General features: G+C 72.3%; 16 protein-coding genes and 2 pseudogenes. 7 read left to right on the forward strand and 11 right to left on the reverse strand.

Annotated elements, in window-relative coordinates:
* Positions 1-30: 30 nt before the first annotated feature.
* Together KIF24_RS12890 and KIF24_RS12895 are read right to left on the reverse strand one after the other, a co-directional pair.
* On the reverse strand, positions 31-840 hold the full coding sequence (locus KIF24_RS12890; RefSeq protein WP_221084245.1) for an SDR family oxidoreductase: 810 nt from the start codon (positions 838-840) through the stop codon (positions 31-33).
* 56 nt (positions 841-896) lie between these two features.
* Positions 897-2081 (reverse strand): acyl-CoA dehydrogenase family protein, encoded by a 1185-nt coding sequence (locus tag KIF24_RS12895; protein ID WP_221084246.1) that lies wholly within the window; start codon positions 2079-2081, stop codon positions 897-899.
* Positions 2082-2152: 71 nt separating this feature from the next.
* On the opposite strand from KIF24_RS12895, the gene KIF24_RS12900 reads away from it, so the two are divergent.
* Entirely contained in the window at positions 2153-3241 is a 1089-nt protein-coding gene (locus KIF24_RS12900) for a class I SAM-dependent methyltransferase (protein WP_221084247.1), read from the forward strand.
* 138 nt (positions 3242-3379) lie between these two features.
* Here KIF24_RS12900 and KIF24_RS12905 read toward each other — a convergent pair whose 3' ends face one another.
* The 5 genes and pseudogenes from KIF24_RS12905 to KIF24_RS33920 form a co-directional block, all read right to left on the reverse strand.
* Complete coding sequence (locus tag KIF24_RS12905) at positions 3380-3679, reverse strand: acyl carrier protein (protein ID WP_221084248.1); 300 nt, start codon at positions 3677-3679, stop codon at positions 3380-3382.
* A 28-nt stretch (positions 3680-3707) separates the two neighbouring features.
* A complete protein-coding gene (locus KIF24_RS12910; RefSeq protein WP_221084249.1) occupies positions 3708-4379 on the reverse strand; it encodes an NADPH-dependent FMN reductase in 672 nt (223 codons plus the stop codon).
* Complete coding sequence (locus tag KIF24_RS12915; protein ID WP_221084250.1) at positions 4376-5488, reverse strand: LLM class flavin-dependent oxidoreductase; 1113 nt, start codon at positions 5486-5488, stop codon at positions 4376-4378. The genes KIF24_RS12910 and KIF24_RS12915 overlap by 4 nt, the downstream gene beginning before the upstream one ends.
* A 175-nt stretch (positions 5489-5663) precedes the next feature.
* Entirely contained in the window at positions 5664-6491 is an 828-nt protein-coding gene (locus KIF24_RS33915; protein WP_269440701.1) for a condensation domain-containing protein, read from the reverse strand.
* Positions 6425-7027: pseudogene (locus tag KIF24_RS33920) on the reverse strand (condensation domain-containing protein); the annotation flags it as partial. The pseudogene KIF24_RS33920 and the gene KIF24_RS33915, both read right to left, overlap by 67 nt.
* A 29-nt stretch (positions 7028-7056) precedes the next feature.
* Here KIF24_RS33920 and KIF24_RS12925 point away from each other — a divergent pair.
* Together KIF24_RS12925 and KIF24_RS12930 are read left to right on the forward strand one after the other, a co-directional pair.
* Positions 7057-8022, forward strand: coding sequence for a ferritin-like domain-containing protein (locus KIF24_RS12925; RefSeq protein WP_221084251.1), 966 nt, complete (start codon positions 7057-7059; stop codon positions 8020-8022).
* Position 8023: 1 nt separating this feature from the next.
* Positions 8024-9041: pseudogene (locus KIF24_RS12930) on the forward strand (methyltransferase).
* Between the two features lie 36 nt (positions 9042-9077).
* Here KIF24_RS12930 and KIF24_RS12935 read toward each other — a convergent pair.
* The gene (locus tag KIF24_RS12935; protein ID WP_221084252.1) at positions 9078-10274 is read right to left on the reverse strand and encodes a cytochrome P450; all 1197 of its coding nucleotides are present in this window, start codon (positions 10272-10274) and stop codon (positions 9078-9080) included.
* Positions 10275-10773: 499 nt separating this feature from the next.
* On the opposite strand from KIF24_RS12935, the gene KIF24_RS12940 reads away from it, so the two are divergent.
* Positions 10774-11187, forward strand: coding sequence for a hypothetical protein (locus KIF24_RS12940; RefSeq protein ID WP_331461103.1), 414 nt, complete (start codon positions 10774-10776; stop codon positions 11185-11187).
* A 342-nt stretch (positions 11188-11529) separates the two neighbouring features.
* On the opposite strand, the gene KIF24_RS12945 is transcribed toward KIF24_RS12940, so the two are convergent.
* Positions 11530-12789 carry a condensation domain-containing protein gene (locus tag KIF24_RS12945; RefSeq protein WP_221087325.1) on the reverse strand — a complete coding sequence of 420 codons (1260 nt, stop codon included), beginning with the start codon at positions 12787-12789 and terminating at the stop codon, positions 11530-11532.
* 153 nt (positions 12790-12942) lie between these two features.
* On the opposite strand from KIF24_RS12945, the gene KIF24_RS12950 reads away from it, so the two are divergent.
* From KIF24_RS12950 to KIF24_RS12960, 3 genes are all read left to right on the forward strand, one after another.
* On the forward strand, positions 12943-14151 hold the full coding sequence (locus KIF24_RS12950; RefSeq protein ID WP_221084254.1) for a cytochrome P450: 1209 nt from the start codon (positions 12943-12945) through the stop codon (positions 14149-14151).
* A gap of 81 nt (positions 14152-14232) precedes the next feature.
* Complete coding sequence (locus KIF24_RS12955; RefSeq protein WP_221084255.1) at positions 14233-14643, forward strand: VOC family protein; 411 nt, start codon at positions 14233-14235, stop codon at positions 14641-14643.
* Positions 14644-14751: 108 nt separating this feature from the next.
* The gene (locus KIF24_RS12960; protein WP_221084256.1) at positions 14752-15174 is read left to right on the forward strand and encodes a VOC family protein; all 423 of its coding nucleotides are present in this window, start codon (positions 14752-14754) and stop codon (positions 15172-15174) included.
* Positions 15175-15239: 65 nt separating this feature from the next.
* On the opposite strand, the gene KIF24_RS12965 is transcribed toward KIF24_RS12960, so the two are convergent.
* Together KIF24_RS12965 and KIF24_RS12970 are read right to left on the reverse strand one after the other, a co-directional pair.
* Positions 15240-16940 carry an MFS transporter gene (locus KIF24_RS12965; protein ID WP_221084257.1) on the reverse strand — a complete coding sequence of 567 codons (1701 nt, stop codon included), beginning with the start codon at positions 16938-16940 and terminating at the stop codon, positions 15240-15242.
* A 127-nt stretch (positions 16941-17067) separates the two neighbouring features.
* Complete coding sequence (locus tag KIF24_RS12970) at positions 17068-17838, reverse strand: 4'-phosphopantetheinyl transferase family protein (protein ID WP_221084258.1); 771 nt, start codon at positions 17836-17838, stop codon at positions 17068-17070.
* Positions 17839-17998: the final 160 nt, after the last annotated feature.

A 17998-nucleotide genomic window follows, 5' to 3' on the forward strand; every position in this document is an offset into this window, starting at 1 on the left:
TCGGATCCGGCGCCGGCCGCGCCCGGCGGCTCACTGGGCGTCGGCGAGGTACCGGCCCGGCACGAAGCCGGTCCGGGCGGTGGAGAGACCACCGTCCACCGTGATCACCGACCCGGTCACGTACGAGCCGGCCCGGCTGCACAGGTAGATGGCGGTGCCGACGATGTCGTCCGGCCGGCCGATGCGCTGCAGGGGCGTCACCGCGGCGATCTCCTCGCCCATCGCCTCCAGCACACCGGCCATCATCCGGGACGGGAAGCTACCCGGTGCGATCACGTTCGCGGTCACCGTCGGCGCGAAGTCGTGCGCGAGCATCCGGGTGATGTGGTGGATGGCCGCCTTCGCCGCGGCGGCCGAGTAGGTCGGCATCTCCGGCACCCGCAGCGCGTCGGCGCTGCCGATGTTGATGATCCGGGCCGGGTCCTCGGCGGTGCCGGCCGCCCGCAGCAGCGGTGCCAGCTCCCGCACCAGGAACAGCGGGGCCTTGAGGCCGAGGTCGAGGACGCTGTCCCAGGCGCTGGCGGGGAACTGCTCGACCGGTGCCGTCCAGGCGGTGCCGGCGTTGTTGACCAGGATGTCCAGCTTCGGCTCGCGTTCGGCGATCTCCCGGGCCAGCCGGACGCACTCCTGCTCGTCGGCGAGGTCCGCCGGGATCGCCACGCACTCGCCGCCGCCGGCCGAGAACGCCTGGGCCACGTCCTCGCAGTCGGACTTGGTCCGGGCGGTGAGATAGACCCGCGCGCCCGCCTCGACGAACCCCTGGGCGATCATCCGCCCGATCCCCTGGGTGCCGCCGGTGACCAGGGCCACCCGGCCGGCCACCGAAAACAGCTCACTCATGACAACCTCCACAGACGATAAGCTTCGCTACCGTACGACGCCGGGCTCGACGTCACCTACCCCGCGCCGGCCTCCTCGCCCACGGCGAGCGCGCCGAGCGTGGCGTACGAGTCGCGGCCGGCCACGAAGTGCTGGGTGGCCGTCCGCATGTCGCGCAGCCGCCGTTGCAGCGGGGAGGTCTCGTACACGGCGCTTCCGCCGGCCAGCGTGTGCGCGGCGTCCACGACCTGCGCACACAGGGCGGTCACCTGTGCCGCCGCCGCCCGCAGCCGGGCCCGCCGCAACGGCGTCGATGCGCCGGTGGACGACTGTGCCTCGGCCGCCTCGGCGTAGAGCAGCGCCCGGGCGGCACGATGCATCGTCTGCGCCTCGCCCAGCCGGTCCTGGAAGACCGTGGACGCGGCGAGCCGGCGTGCGCTCAGCGCCGGTCGCTTGCCGTCGACGGCCAGCCGGACCAGGTCGGCCAGCGCGCCGTCGGCCAGCCCCACCGCGACCGCGCCGATGATCAGACTGGACTGGGCGATGCGGTGCACGGCGTCGTCGTCCCGGGCGGCGACCGCGCGGTGGTCGGGCACCCGCGCGTCCTCCACCACCACGTCGTGGCTGGCGGTCCCGCGCAGCCCCAGCACCCGCCAGGTGTCCACGACCCGGACGTCGCCCGCCGGCACGAACAGGATGCGGGTCGCCGGCACCCCGTCGGGGCCGACCGGCACGCTGCGACCGGAGACCAGCACGCAGTTCAGGTAGAACCACGCCGCCCGGGGACAGCCGGTGACGAACGGCCACTGGCCGGTGAGCCGCCAGCCGCCGTCGCTGGTGCGGGCCCGACCCTTGGGGGCGACCGCCCCGGCGACGAGGGTGTCCGCGCCGTCGGCGAAGACGTCGTCCAGCGTGGCGGCCGGACCGCACCGGACGATCAGGTGCGACAGCGCCACCTGGCCGACCGTCCACGACGTGGCGGCGTCGGCGCGGGCGAGTTCCTCCAGCACGGCGAGCACGTCGGGCAGGCCGAGCTGGTCACCGCCGTGACTGGCCGGGGCCAACATCCGGAAGCAGCCGGCGTCACGGAGATCGTCGAGGAGGTCGTCGGGAAGCCCGCGTCGCTGTTCGATCTCGTCGGCCCGTTTCGCCACGCGGGACGCAAGCTCGCCCACCCGTGCCAGCGTTGGGTTCACGTCCGCTCCTCCTATGTCTGGTGTGTCGTGTCCGGACGCTATCTTCCGCCGGTGGGTGCTGTCCATGGCGCGCCCGCCGAGTTAGCGTGTGTGGTGAAAAAACAACACACCATGGACGCGCCGCCTGGAGGACGCCGATGACCACTCCCACTGACACCGGTGCCCGAGTCTTCGCGGTCCGGATGTGGACCTCGCTGCTGGCCACCCAGGAGCTGCTGTCGACGTACCTCGGTGTCCGCCTCGGGCTCTACGAGGACCTCGCCGCCAAGGGACCGGGCACGGTGGCGGAGATCGCCCAGCGCACCGGCGTCGACCCGCGCTACGCCCGGGAGTGGCTGGAGCAGCAGGCGGTGGCCGGCATCCTCACCGTCGACGACCCGTCCCGGCCGGAGCAGGCGCGGGTGTTCGCGATACCCGCCGCGCACGCCGAGGTGCTCACGGTCTCGGACAGCCCGGTGTCGATGGCGGCGCTGGCGGTGCTGCCGTTGGGCGGCGTGGCGGCGGCGCTGCCGGCGCTGCTGGACGCGTACCGCGACGGTGGCGGGGTACCCGACGCGGTCTACGGCGTCGACTGGCGGGAGGGCCACGCGGGCGCCAACCGGGCCATGTTCACCCACCAGATGGCCGGCTGGCTGCGTCGTCACGCCCCGGACATCCACGCCCGGCTCGCCGGCTCGCCGGCCCGGGTGGCGGATGTGGCGTGCGGCGCGGGCTGGGCGGGCATCGGGCTGGCCCGGGCCTTTCCCGGGATCGCCGTCGACGGGTACGACATCGACGCCGACGTCATCGACGACGCCCGGCGGCACGCCGCGGACGCCGGCCTGACCGACCGGGTGTCCTTCGCCGCCCGGGACGCCGCGGACCCGGAGCTGGCCGGGGTCTACGATCTGGTCTGCCTCTTCGACGCCCTGCACGAGATCTCCCGCCCGGTGGAGGTGCTGCGGGCCTGCCGGCGGCTGTGCGCCGAGGGCGGCAGCGTCCTGGTGCTGGACGCCCGGGTGGCGGAGCGGTTTGCCGCGCCGGCCGACGAGATCGAGCGGTTTCAGTATGCGACGAGCGTGCTGCACTGCCTGCCGGCCTGCCTGAGCCAGCAGCCCTCGGCCGGCACCGGCACGGTGCTGCGTCCGGAGACCGTACGGCGACTGGCGGTCGAGGCGGGCTTCGCCGCCGTCACCCAACTCCCGATCGACGACCGGTTCCACCGGCTCTACCGCCTGATCGGCTGAACCGGCGCCGGCGCCGGCGCACCGCGACCGCCCGGACCGGCGTACGGGTCGGCGGCCCGCGGCCGGCGCGGCACCCCACCGGCACCCGCGAAGGGCCGGCCATCCGCGGTGATGGCCGGCCCGGCGACGCCCGGAGGGTCAGGCCCCGGCTTCGCGCTCGGCGATGCGCCGCAGCACGTGCGCCTGCACCGCGCCGAGTGTCGTGATCGACCGGGCGGTCTTCTCGTCGATGGGTTCGAGGTCGAACTCGTCCTCCAGCGCGAAGGCGAGTTCCATCAGGGCCAGCGAGTGGAAACCGAGGTCCTGGACCAGGGCCGTCTCCGCGTCGCGCAGGCCGTCGGGGTTGGGCGCCAGGTCCAGCACGATGGCCTGGACCTGGGCGCGGATCTGCTCGTCGGACTGCTTCGGCCCCACGACCGTCGGGGTCTGCTCACTCATGTCGCTTCTTCCTTCCGGATCGCCCGGCTCACCGGAGCTGTGCGGTTTGATGGACGGGTACGGGTTCCGTGGGTTGGGGCGGGCCCACCGACGGGGTCTGGCAACTGCGCAGTACCGCGGCGAGCACCGGCACCGCCGCCGTGGTCCAACCGGCGACCGCGGTGTCGAGGTCGCCGAATTCCTCCTCCAGCACCGCCAACCCGCGTACGGGGACGACGGCGCCCAACTCCACCAGCAGTGGCCGTAGCCGGGCGTCGGAGACGAAGCGGTGCTGGGCCCAACCGGCGGTCATCACCGGCACCGCGACCGTGCCCGGACACAGCCCCTCGCGGGGGAGCATGTCGAGGAAGAGCTTCAGCAGGCCGGTGTAGGAACCCTTGAAGGTCGGGCTCACCACCACCAGCAGGCCGGGCCCGCGGACCCGGCCGAGCACCCGTTCCAGCGGCGCGTGCGCGGCGGTGCCGGCGATCAGCCGGGCGGGCAGGTCCGGGCCGAGTTCGGCCAGGTCCACCAGGTGCGGGTCGCCGAGGTGGACGCCGAGGCCGGCGAGCCCGGTGCGCAGCGCGCCGGTGAGGTGTCGGGCGACGGTGAGGGTACGCGAGCCCTTGCGGGGGTTGCCGACCAGGACGGTGGCCGGTACGGACACGGTGTCGGTCGGTTGGCTCGTCCGCTCGGGCGCGTGCTGCCACAGGTCGGTCACCGGTCTCCTTCCGGTTCGGCCAGCAGCCCGCGGCGGCGCAGGATCGGCAGGACACCCTCACCGAAGGTGTACGCCTCCTCCAGGTGCGGCTGGCCGGAGAGGATCAGGTGGTCCAGTCCGAGGGCGTGGTACTCCTCGATGCGGTCGGCCACCTCGACATGGTTGCCGACCAGTGCGACGGCGGCACCCGGCCGGACCAGGCCGTAGCCGGCCCACACGTTCGGATACACCTCGAGGTCTCCGGTCCGGCCCTGGTGCAGGGCGGCCATCCGGCGCTGCCCCTCGGATTCGGTCCGGCGGAACCGCTGCTGGGCGGCGGCGATGGTCTCCGGGTGCATGCCCGCCACCAGCCGGTGCGCGACCTCCCAGGCCTCCTCGGCGGTGTCCCGGCTGATCACGTGGAAGCGGGAGCCGTAGGACAGTTCGCGGCCCTGTGCGTCGGCCCGGTCGCGGACCTGCTTCACCAGCGCCGCCAGTGGCTCGGGCGGCTCGCCCCAGGCGAGGTAGACGTCGGCGTGGCGGGCGGCCACCTGGTGGGCGGCGGCGGAGGAGCCGCCGAGGAACACCGGCGGGGTGACCGGATGGCCCCGGGTCAACCGGCCGGCCCGGACCCGGTAGTGGGTCCCGTCGAAGTCGTAGGGCCGGCCCGTCCAGGCACGGGCGAAGATGTCGAGGAACTCCTCGGCACGGGCGTAGCGCTGGTCGTGGTCGAGCCAGTCGCCGTAGCGCAACTGCTCGTCCGGGTCGCCGCCGGTGACCACGTTGAGCAGCAGCCGCCCGCCGGAGAGCCGCTGTAGCGTGGCGGCCATCTGCGCCGCCACGGTGGGGGACATCGAACCGGGCCGGACGGCGACCATGAACTTCAGCCGGCTGGTCCGGCCGGCGAGGGCGGCCGACACCAGCCAGGGGTCCTCACAGAACAGCCCGGTCGGCACCAGGGCGCCGGCGAAACCGAAGCGGTCGGCGGCGGCGGCGACCTGAGCCAGGTAGTCGATGTCCGGTTCGCGGCGGATGTTCTGCGCCGGGTCGACGGGCGCGCCCTGCGGGGTCTTCGCCACCTCACGGCCGTCACCGTGGGACGGAAGGAACCAGTGCAGGTGAAGTGGCATGTGGACCTTCCTGTCACAGCATCCATCGGCTGAGCGGCTGCCGTCGTACGGGTGGGGGCACCGTCCGCTCCCTGCGCGCTACCAGGTAGGGCTGGTCGAAGCCTCCCAGCAGCCGGATGCGGTGTCAAGAGTGTGTGACGCCAGTGTCGTGTTGCTTGACGTTTGTTGGCGTCCGTCAGAGGTGTCGGACCCTGCCCAGCGGGGCGTTCGGTTCGGCCGCCAGCCGGGCGGCCAGGTCGGCGTAGCCGGCCAGGAAGGCGGTCGCCTCGGCGCCGGGGTAGGCCGCGGTGCTGTGGTAGAACACCGCGCGCAGGTCTGTCGGGCCGACCGGGGCGACGGCCAGCTCGAACCGGAACCGGCTGCCGAGCCCGGGTGGCACCAGCAGCTCGAATCCGACGTCGGCCGCCGTCGTCCGGTGGTCCATCTCGGCCATCACGTTGAACAGCACGTCGTCGGCGCGCCGCCCGCCGGTCTGCACCACGTCCAGCGGAAGCATCTGGTACGGCAGGTCCTGGTAGGTGAAGGCCCCGATCGCCGCGGCGTGCGCCTGCCCGACCAGGTCGGCGAAGGTCGCGGCCTGCCCGACCCGGGCCCGCAGCAGCACCATGTTGGCCAGCAGGCCCACGGTCTCGCGCAGCTCGGGCCGGGACCGGTTGGCGAACATCGAGGCCACCGCGAGGTCGTCCTGGCCGGTGATCCGGTGCAGGTGGTGGTAGAACACGGCCAGCAGCACCGAGAACAGGGTGGTGCGCTGTGTCCGGGCCAGCGCGCGCAGCCGCGCGACCGCCTCGCGGTCCAGGTCGACCGCGACGTCGGAGGTCGCCGGGCCCTGCCCGGCAACGTTCTGGGGCGCCGGATCGGTGCCGCCCGGCTCGCCGGTGGGGAGCCCAGCGCGGGGAGCTGGCTGCCGGCCAGTTGCCGGCGCCAGTACTCCCGGTGCCGGCGCAGCCCGTCGCCGTCGAGCAGGTCCTGCTGCCAGCGGACGAACGACGCGTACTGCCAGCCGGTGGGGGGCGGTTGCGCGGCCGACCCGGTGGCCCGGGCGTAGAGCGTGCCCAGGTCGCGGAAGAGGATCCCGGTGGACCACGCGTCGGTGACCAGGTGATGCAGGTTCAGGCAGAGGATGTGCTCGCCCGGCCCGAGCCGCCACAGCGTCGCCCGGGAGGGCCAGACGGTCGGGTCGATCCCGGTGCGCAGCTCGGCGCGTACCGCCTGGTCCGCGGCACCGGCCGGGTCGGGCGTCCCGGACAGGTCCACCCGGCGGGCGGCGGCCGGCACCGGTGGGTGCACGACCTGGGCCAGTCGCGCACCCCGGCCGGTGAAGGTGGTACGCAGCGACTCGTGCCGGTCGGTGAGCGCGGACAGCGCGGCGTCCAGGGCGTCGGCGTCGACCTCGCCGGTGAGCCGACACAGCAGTGGGCAGCTCAACGCGCCGAAGTCGGTGCGATAGTGCTTGATCATCCAGAGCAGACGCTGGGCCACGGAAGCTGGTGTCTGTCGTATCTCCACACCCGGACGATAGCGCCAATCCGTTGGCATCGGTCAGCTCACTGGGTATGTTGTGTTGTATGAGCTTTGTCGTGCCGGCTCGCGTGAACACCACACTCACCTGGGACTACGAAGCCTCCGACCCCCGGCTCGTGGCGCTCTACGAACGGGCCAAGTCGTCGCAGTGGCGAGCCTCGGACGTCGACTGGTCGGTGCCCGTGCCGTTCGGCGAGCCGCTGCCCGACGACTCCGCCTTCGCGATGGCGGCCTTCGCCGACTCGCCACTCGCGGCGCGCGGCCCCCGTGCCTGGGACGCGTTCCGCTGGGAGTTCCAGTCGTGGATGGTCAGCCAGTTCCTGCACGGCGAGCAGGCCGCCATGATCGTCGCGGCCCGGCTCGTGGAGACGGTGCCGGATCTGGACAGCAAGTTCTACGCCGCCACCCAGGCCGTCGACGAGGCCCGGCACGTCGAGGTCTTCTCCCGGTATCTGCGGGAGAAGATCCCCGAGCCGTACGAGGTGTCCCCGCCGCTGCGGGAACTGCTCACCGACATCCTGTCCGACTCGCGGTGGGACGTCACCGCGCTCGGCATGCAGATCATGGTCGAGGCGATCGCGATGGCCTCGTTCCGGTTGTCCAACAGCAGCTTCCACGACCCACTGATCAAGGAGCTGACCCACCTCGTGGCCCGCGACGAGGCGCGCCACGTCACCTTCGGGGTGCTCTCCCTCAGCGGGCTCTACGACCAGCTCACCACGGCCGAGCGGGCGGAGCGGGAGGAACTGGTCCTGGACGCCGCGGCGCTGATCCGGCGACGGTTCCTGCTCGACGACATCTGGCAGCGGCTGGAGGTGGACCGCGCCGCGGGGGTGGAGTTCGCCACCAACCACGACCTCATGATCAAGTACCGGCAGGCGGTGTTCTCCCGGGTCGCCGTCGCGCTCGGTCAGATCGGCCTGATGACCGACCAGGTCCGCACCGGCCTGGACAAACTGGGCCTGCTGCAGTTCGCCGGCGAGCGGCTGCGTGCCCGGAAGGGGCGTTGACATGACGGCCACCCGGCAGCCCCTCGACCTGGCCGCGGTGATGCGGCTCGGCGAGCTCGGCGACCAGATCACCCCCTTCGCGCTGCGCGCCGCGTGCGACCTGCGCATCGCCGACCTGCTCGCGGACGGCCCGCGTACGGTGGCGGAGCTGGCCGGTTCGGCCGACGCGCACCCGGTGCACTGCTGCGCCTGCTGCGCGCGCTGGCCGCCCGGGGCGTGTTCACCGAGGTCGCCGACGCCACGTTCGCCCTCACCCCACTCGCCGAACCGCTGCGGGGCGACCATCCGATGTCCCTGCGGGACAGCTTCACCCTGCTCGACTCGGACGTGCGGGCGTGGGGCGCGGTCCGGCACACCCTGCGCACCGGGGAACCGGCCTTCCCACACGTGCACGGCCAGGACTACTGGGCCTATCTGGCCGACCACCCGCAGGAGAGCAGCCGGGTCGACGACTGGATGCGCAGCGTCAACCGGCTGCACCTGCGTACCGTGCTCGGGGCGTACCCGTGGCGCCGGTTCGGCACCCTGGTCGACGTCGGCGGCGGCACCGGCGGTTTCCTGGCCGGCCTGCTCGCCCGCTTCGCCGCGGTCCGGGGCGTGCTGTTCGACCTGCCGCACGTGGTGTCGGGCGCGGCGGAGGTGCTGGCCGCGGCGGGGTGGCCGACCGCTGCGCGGTGGTGCCCGGTGACGCCTTCGACGCGGTGCCCACCGGTGGCGACGGATACCTGCTCAAGACCGTGTTGCCCGGGTTCGACGACGACTCCGCCACCCGCATCCTCGGCAACGTCCGGGCCGCCATGCGGCCCGACTCCCGGTTGGTGCTGCTGGAGGCCGTGCTGCCGGCCGGCGACGCCTTCGACATGGCGAAGCTGTTCGACGTGCACGCCATGGTGCTCACCGGCGGCGCGCACCGCAGCGCCGAGCAGACCGGCCGGCTGCTGGAGCGGGTGGGGCTCCGGTTGGCCCAGGTCGTCGGCACGCCCACGCTCACCGTGCTGGAGGCGCTGCCGGCCGACTGAGCCGGCCGACCGGGCCGGCCGGCTCCGGGCCGGCGGTCAGGCGATGCGGACCGGGATCGAGGCGTACGCCCGGAACGGGGTGTCGCGCTCGCGCACGGTCGGCGCGGCGGGCTCGAGGACGGCGAGCCGGGCCAGCCGGTCGAAGACCACGGCCCCCTCCATCCTGGCCAGGAAGGCACCGAGGCAGAGGTGGGCACCCCCGCCGAAGGCGAGATGCGGGTTGTCCGCCCGGCCCACGTCCAGCCGGTCGGGACGGGAGAAGCGACGCTCGTCGTGGTTCGCCGCACCGATCATCAGCACCAGGACCCGGCCCCGGCGCACCGTGCGCCCGCCGATCTCGATCGGTTCGTGGACGTACCGTGCCGTGCCCTGGATCGGCGCGTCCCAGCGCAGGAACTCGTCGACGGCGGTACCGACCAGCGACCGGTCGGCCCGCAGCCGGTCGAGCTGGTCGGGGTGGCTCAGCAGGGCGGCGGCCCCGGTGCCGATCATGTGGACGGTGGTCTCGAAGCCGGCGAAGAACGAGAAGACCGTGTTGTCGACGATCTCGTCGTGGCTGAGGGTGTCCCCCGACTCCTCGGCGTCCAGCAGCCGGGAGAGCAGGTCGTCGCCCCGGCGGGCGCGGCGCTGGTCGAGCAGGGCGCCGATGTGTTCGCGCAGCCACCGGACGGCCACGTCGGCCTCGGCGCGGGCGTGTTCGGGGACGACCGCCGTGAAGGCCCGGCCGAGGTTCATCGCGTGGCGGCGCACCTCCTCGGTGGACTCCGGTGGGATGCCCATCAGCCGGCAGACCACCCGGACCGGTAGCGGGTAGGCCAGCTCGCCGACCAGATCCATCCGTCCGTTCGCCAGGGCCGGCTCGATCAGCTCGTCGACCAGGTCCGCCACGTAGGAGCGCAGCTGGCGGACCACCGCGGGGCTGAACGCCCGGCTCATCAGGCGCCGCAACCGGACGTGGTCCGGCGGGTCGCGATAGAGCATGATCCGCTGGAAGAACGCGCTGGCCGGCCCGTCGCCCACCGACACCTGGTGGTAGCCGTCGGGAAACTCGCTGCCCAGCCGGGGGTCATGCTGCAACGCCGCGACGTCGGCGAAGCGGGTGACGCCCCAACTGCCCGGTCCGATCCGGCACAGCGGTCCGGCGGCGCGCAGGCGGGCGTACTCGGGGTAGGGATCCTCGACGACGTTCGGGTCCAGGGCGTCGAACCGTGGTGTCAGGGCCGGTGCGGTCATGCATCTAGTGTCTGTCGGGTTGACACCGGACGGCAAGTCACATGCCGACATACCACACAACCGTCGGGCCGGGTGGCGCAGTCCGATCCGGGCCGGGTCACGGGTTCCGGCGACTTTTGTCGGATGTTCGGCAACCGGCGCGCAGTTCGATCACGCGCGGTGATCCCGAGTGTCGGATCGAGGTCGGCCGTGCGGAGCCACGCCGGGCGGTGCTCCGCCGCCCCGGTGCGCGCGGGTGGCGCGTGCCGGGGCGGGCATGCGCTGCTCATCGCGGATCCGCGGCCGGGGAGGCCGGGCCGCCGGGGGCGGGGCCGGAACTCTTCCTGTTGCGGCACGGAAAGTCACATGCATTGTCGCCTATCAGAATTACCGACGGAGATAGCACGCGGATGTCACATTATTGAAGCCGATCGGTCATTCCCCTGCCGCGGCGGTCCGCCCTAGGGTGTGACACCAGCAGGAGGGGGGAATTGTGTTGCCGATGGTCAAAGCTCGGAGAGTGAGTCGAACCGCCGTCGCGATTTCCGTCAGCGGCAGTGTCGACCGGAGCACCGCCGGGTATGTCACCCGGGTCGCCGAGTACATGCTGGAACACGTCGACTCGCGCCCGGACCGGGTCGAGTTGGATCTGACCGACGTGACCGGCGTCGACGAGGTGGGCTTCACGTCCCTGGTCGACGTGGCCGCCGGTGCCACCGCGGCCGGCGCGGCGGTGGTGGTGCGATGCGGCGCCGAGCGGGCCATGCTGGAGCGGCACCGCGGTGGACGCGGGGTGGCCTCGGAGCAGATCGGTCGAATGCTGCGCGTGCACTTCAAGTTCCTGGTGCGGCGGCGCATGTCCCGTCCCGCGGTCGCCGGGGCACGCGTGGTGCGCTGGTGCCCCGGCCCGCTGGCCGGTCGCAGCCGGGGCTGACCGCGACCGGCAGGTGGCGCGGTGGCGCGGGCCGGGTGAGTTGCCCGAGGCACCCTGTTCGGCCGCGCGAGTCCGGTTCAGCGCACTTAACCCGATTGTCGCCGACATCGCGGCGCTTGCAATTTGCATTATCGCGTGTTGTTGCACGACGAGCCGAAAGAAATCTGTCTATACGCTGACTGCGTGCGACGTCGATTATTGCGGGCTCAATTAAATCCACGTCCCTTGTCCGCCCTGCTCGGCATGGCCGTCGTCGGACGGGACGCGATCGAACCCCGCCACCGGATGTCGCCCGCGCCAATCGGCCGACCCTTCCGGCCGCGCCGCCGAGCCCCGGCCCGCTCAGGGCACCCGTACGGCCCGCAGCTCGGCGAGCGGGACGTCGGCGTCGGCGACCGCACGCCGTACCAGGTCGACGTAGCCGCGGACGAAGGCGTCGGCCCACGCCGGATCGAACTCGGCACGCGAGCACAACAGCAGCACGGAGGTCACGTCGCCCTGCGGCACCACGACGAACTCCAGCGCGAAGCGCCGCCGCTCCAGCTGGGCCTCCATGTCGTCCAGTTCCTCGCCGGCCATGTCGGTACGGGTCATCAGGCTGCCGATCAGCTGGAACAGCACGTCGTCGGTGCGCCCGGCGCCACCGGTCACCGTGTCCGGCGGCAGCAGCTGGTGGGGGAGGTCCTGGTGGCGCATCGCGTCCATCACGGTGGTCCGCGCCTGCCCGATCAGCTCGCTCAGCGTGGTGTCCGGGGTGAAGCGTTCGCGCAGCAGCACCATGCTGGCGAAGAAGCCCACGGTGTCGCGCACCTGCGGCAGCCCGCGGTTGGCGAACAGCGAGGCCACGGTGAGGTCGCCGGCGGCGGTCTCGGCGTGCAGCAACGCGTAGAACACCGCGAGGGTGACCGGGAACAACGTGGTGCGGTGCCGGCGGGCGAGCTGCCGCAGGGCGGCGGTGGTCTCCGCGTCCAGGTAGTGCTCGACCGAGATCCATGGCGGCTCGCCGTCGGGCACCGGGCGCCGGCGGCGGGCGGGCAGCTCCACCAACCGCGCGCCGGCGAGCTTGCCCGTCCAGTAGCGGGTGAGCCGTTCCAGACTCGCCCCGGAGAGCTGCTCGGCCTGCCACCGGGCCCAGTGCGCGTACTGCCACTGCGGCGCGGGGAGGTCCACCGGCTCGCCGGTCTCACCGGCGTACAGGGCGCGCAGATCCCTGGAGAGCAGGGCGTTGGAGTAGTCGTCGGAGCAGTAGTGGTGCAGGGTGAGCACGACCAGGTGGTGCTCCGGCCCGAGCCGGACCACCCGGGGGCGCAGCGGCCACACCGAGGCGTCGACTCCGGTGGCCACCTCGGTGGCGACGATCCGTCGGGCGGCGGCGGCGGGATCGGCCTCGGCTGACACGTCGGTCACCGGCACCGGCACGGCTCGCGGCTCGTGGATCCGCTGGCGCAGCCGCCGGCCGCGCGGGTAGGTGGTCCGCAGCGGCTCGTGCCGGGCGGTGAGCGCGGCCACCGCCCGGGTCATGGCCTCGTGGTCGTACGGGCCGCGAAGGCGCCACAGCACCTGTTCGTTGAGGGCGCTGTCCCGCCCCCGGTAGTGGTCCATGAGTGCCAGCAGGCGTTGACCGACGGAAGCGGGTTCGTCACGCACCCGCCCAGCCTAGAACGCGACAAGGCAAGTGTCGACAGTGCGGCTTCCGGCGCCGACGACGTATGTAGGGTCTTGCCGGCCGGGGCCCACTCGCGGATAGTGCTCTGTATGCGAGCCGACACCGCGCGCCCTCACCTGTCCGCGGCGTTCCTGGCGACCCAGGACGACCCCTACCCGGCCTACGCCCAACTGCGCGCCCGCGGCCCGTTGTCCCGGGCGGAACTGGGCCAGTGGCTGGTCACCGGGCATTCCGTGGTCTCCACCCTGCTGCGCGACAACCGGCTGGAGAGCCGGATGCCGGCGGAGTACACCCGGCTCACCCTCGGCGACGGCCCGGGTGCGGAGTTCCTGGACCGGATCGTGCTGACCCGCACCCCGCCGGACCACACCCGCCTGCGGCGGTTCATCGGCCGGGCGCTGGGCACCCCGGTGGTGCGCCGGCTGACCGGACACATCGGCGCGGCGGCCGACGCGCTGCTCGCACCTGCCCTGGAACGGGGCCGGCTCGACGTGGTGACCGACCTGGCGGTGCCGCTGCCGGTCGGCGTGGTGTGCGATCTGATCGGGATCCCGTCCGGTGACCGGCCGGAGGTGCTGACCCGGGTCGTCTCGTTGGCCAAGGTCTTCGACGCGGCGAACCTGACCCCGGCCGACCTGCACGACATCAACGCCGCGCTGCCCTGGCTGCACGACTACCTCGCCGAGTTGCTGTCCAGCCGGCGGGAGCAGCCCGGCGGGCCGACGCTGGCCGGGATGTACTGGGAGGAGTCGGCCACCGACCGGCTGGCGGTCGCGGACTTCGCCGACAACATGCTCTTCCTGTTCCACGCCGGGTTCGAGACGACCATGGGCCTGGTCTCCAACGGGGTCGCCGCGCTGCTCGCCCATCCGGAGCAGCTGCGCCGGCTGCGGGCCGATCCGGCGCTGGTGGCCTCGGCGGTGGAGGAGTTCCTGCGCTACGACGCGCCGATCCAGAACGTCATCCGGGTGGCCCGCGAGCCGGTCGAGGTGGCCGACGTGAAGATCCGGGCCGGGCGGACGGTGCTGCTGCTGCTCGGCGCGGCCAACCGGGACGCCACGGTGTTCACCGACGCGGAGCGTCTCGACGTCGGTCGCGATCCGAACCCGCACCTCGGATTCGGCGGGGGCCTGCACCACTGCCTCGGCACCGCCCTGGCCCGGCTGATGTCGGTGGTCGTCTTCGAGCGGCTGGTGGGCGCCGTGGAGATCCTCGGTCCGGCGGCGCCGCCGGTCCGGCGCCGACACGCCAGCCTGCGCTCGTACGACCACCTGCCGTTGGCGGTGCGGGCCCGCTGACGGGCGGTGTGTCGACTGTGCTCGCGTGTGGTCGCCGCCGGGTAGGGTGTGGTGTCGTCTGTCGACATCAGGAGGATCTTCATGTCCGACGTGGTCGCACCCGTCATCCCGTTCCTGCGCTACCAGGATCCGCGCGCCGCGATCGACTGGCTGTGCTCGGCCTTCGGCTTCGACGTGCTGGAGACCACCACCGGCGGCGAGGGTCAGGTCGTGCACGCCGAGTTGCGCTGGGGCATCGGCACCTTCCAGCTCGGCCCGGCCGGGTCGTCGAGCCTACCCATGGGCAGTCCGCGTGACCTGCCCTTCACCAGCCAGGGCGTGTACGTGTACGTCGGAGACGCCGTCGACGCGCACCACGACCGCGCCGTCGCCGCGGGCGCCGAGGTGGTCATGCCGCTGACCGACACGGACTACGGCTCCCGGGAGTACGTCGTCCGGGACATCGAGGGCCACCTGTGGGGCTTCGGCAGCTACGCGCCGAAGCTCGACTGACCGTTGCCGACAGAACGTCCACGCCTTTTCGTCCGTAGGACACAAAGAGCACATAGAGTGATTGTTCGTCCTGACTTCGTCCGCAGCACAGACTCCGAGGAGTGACCCATGGCCGATTCCTCCGTCCCGCCCACCGTCGCCCCCTACATCGCGTACGAGAACCCGGCGAAGGCCATCGAGTGGCTGGTGAACACGTTCGGCTTCACCACGCTGGGCGTCTTCGACGACGGGGCCGGAAACGTCTACCACGCCGAACTGCGCATCGGTGACCACGGGCTGATCATGATCAATCCCGCGAACGGCGGGCTGCGTCTCGGCGAGCCGCTGGCGCTCGGCGCCGCGACCGCCGGCACGTTCGTGCGGGTCGAGACCGACACCGAGGTGGACGATCTGCACGGCCGCGCCGTCGCCGCCGGTGCCGAGATCCTGCTTCCGCCGGAGAGCAAGCCGCACGACTCGTACGAGTTCACCTGCCAGGACCCGCAGGGTCACGTCTGGACGTTCGCGACCTACCGGACCGCGCTCGGCTGAGCGTCGCCGGAAACCTGGTGCGGGACGGCCCTGGCCCAGGGCGTCCCGCACCAGCCTCCGGTTCGCTAGCGCCGGGGCAGCAGGAAGCTGCCCAACAGGGCCAGGGCGAAGCTGATCACGCTGAACCAGAGGGTGCCGACCATCGCTCGCTGGAAGCTGATCTGGCTGGTCTCGAAGGCCCGCTGCTCGACGACCTCGGCGGCGCCGCCGCCGCTGCCGGCGGCCAGACTCGCGGCGTCGCAGCCGGGCGGCGGGAGTGTCGGGTCCGCCGCGTCGAGTTGGCTGGTGACGCAGTCGCGGAACCGGTCGCCGATCTGCCCGGCCTGGGCGTCGGAGACGCCGGCGGCGACCAGGTCGGCGCGCAGCCTCGGCGCCACGTCGTCGACCGCCGCCGGCGCCTGGGCGGCGAGCAGGCTGAAGAAGAGCGTGCCGCAGGCCGCGATGCCCAGGGTCACGCCGATCTGGTAGTTCGCGTTGACCACCCCCGAGGCGGATCCGGCCTGGTGACCCGGCACGTCGTGCAGCGAGTAGCCCATCAACGGCGGGAAGGTCATGCCCATGCCGGCGCCGCCGATGAACATCGGGACGAGCAGCTGCCAGATGGTCACCTGCGGCGTGCTGTCGATGACCCACATGAACCAGAACATGCTGACGATCAGCAGCAGCAGCCCGGCCTGCAGGCCCAACCGGCCGAGCTTCGGCGTGATCGCCCGGGCGGAGAGCCAGCCGAGCAGGGGCACGGCGACGTCCCACGGCAGCCCGGACAACCCGGCGCGCAGGATGCTGTAGCCGACGCCGATCTGCAGGTAGATGGTGATGACCAGGAAGAACGACATCACCGCGCCCTGGAAGAGGAAGACCACGATCAGGCCCGAGTTGAACGAGCGGTGCCGGAACAGCGACATCGGCACCAGGGGCGACTCGGTCCGGGACCGCTGGTGCACCACGAACAGCGCGAAGACGGCCAGGCCGCCGGCCATGCTGGCGTACGTCCATGCTGGCCAGTCCTGCTCACGTCCCTGCACCAGCGGGTAGACGATCAGCAGCACCGCCGCCGTGATCAGGGTCGCGCCGACCACGTCGAGTCGTTCCCGGCGGTTCGGCTTCGACTCGGGCAGCAGGGTCCGGGCGGCCAGGAAGGCCGCGATGCCGATCGGGACGTTGACCAGGAAGATCGTCCGCCATCCCAGGCCGGCCACGTTGGCGGTGGTCAGCAGCGCGCCGACCAGCGGGCCGCCGACCGTGCCGAAGGCGAGCGCCGCGCTCATCGCGGCGAACGCCCGGCCGCGCTCCTTCGGCGCGTAGAGCAGCTGGATGAGGGTGTAGACCTGCGGCACCATCACCGCGCCCATCGCACCCTGGACGAAGCGCAGCACGATCAGCTGCTCGGGCGACTGGGCGAGCCCGGCGAGCAGCGAGGTGAAGGTGAAGCCGGCGACGCCGATGAGGAACATCCGGCGTACGCCGACGATGTCGCCGAGCCGACCGGAGATGATCAGCATCGAGGCGAACGCGAGCGCGTACCCGGCCACCAGCCACTGCATGGTGGAGGCGGTGGCGTCGATGCCGTCCCGGATCGACGGCAGCGCCACGTTGACGATGGTGATGTCGAGCAGGTCCAGCACGAACCCGGTGAGTACGACGACGAGGGCTAGGGTGCGCTTGCGGCCGGTGATCGGGGGAACGAACTCGTCGGGTGGTGCCGGGGCCGGCGCCGACACCGTGCTGGTGTCGGCACCGGACGACGTGCGGCTGTCGTCAGACATCGGATCCCTTTCCTGAGGGCTCAACGGACATCGCGTGGGTGGGGGGCCTGCCTGCGTGGACTCCTCCGTTGCCGGACGGTGAGCCCGGCGTGCCGGCAACGGATGGAGATCAGGTAGTTGCGTTAGGTCAGCACCTTATTGGAAATGTGTGTCGCTCAGGAACCGCCACACCGGTACGAATCCGATCGAGAAGGGATTCACCGTCGTGACAGGACACGACAAGTGGCCGGCCGAGTGTGGCCAGCGCACCGCCGTATCCGGCGGGTGTGGCCAGGTCGGTCAGGTGTGGCGGGTCCGCCGGGACGGGGGTGGCGTCCCAGCTCAGCAGGGCGGCCGGCTGGTCCGGGCCGGTCACGGTGATCGCGGCGGGATCCACCGTCAGCCCGTCGCCGGTCGCCTTGAGCAACGCCTCCTTCCTGGTCCAGTACCTGATGAAGGCGGCCGTCCGGTTCCGGGCCGCGGTGAGGACCGCACGTTCGGTGGGGGCCAGGGCGCGCAGCGGCAGGGTGTCCCCGCGCAGCGCGACCCGTTCGACGTCGACGCCGATCTCGGTCCGTAGGGCGAACGCCACCACACACCACCGTCCGGAGTGCGCGACGGAGAACGTCACCGGGGAGGCCGGCGTGCGGAGCACCGGCTTGCCGTGTGGCCCCCCGCACCGCCGGCAGGTCGCCTCGAAGCGCAGCCCGGACGCCGGGACGCCGAGCATGTCGGCGAGCACCAGTCGCGTCAGCGCCCGCGCGGTGAGATGCGCCGCCCGCCCTCGCCGGTCGGTGAACGTCGCGTGTCGGCGGCGCTCCCCGGTGCCGAGCAGGGCGAGCAGGCCCGGGTCGTCCGGCGACGCGACCCGGGCCCACCAGACCTGGCAGGTGCCCTCGACGGGCAGGCCGGTCGTCATCGCGGATGCCCCCTTCCGCCGCGCGCCGTCGAGGCGCGACGGCCGTCGCGACGTTGTATGTGGAGCGTATTGCAAGTAGCTTGTTCTTTCTACTGTACGTATCCGGGCGCGCTTGTTACCTTGGCGTCGACACCGGCTCGTGTGCCAGCGACGCGAGAGC

Source organism: Micromonospora tarapacensis, assembly GCF_019697375.1.
In the GTDB taxonomy this organism is placed as follows: Bacteria; Actinomycetota; Actinomycetes; order Mycobacteriales; family Micromonosporaceae; genus Micromonospora; species Micromonospora tarapacensis.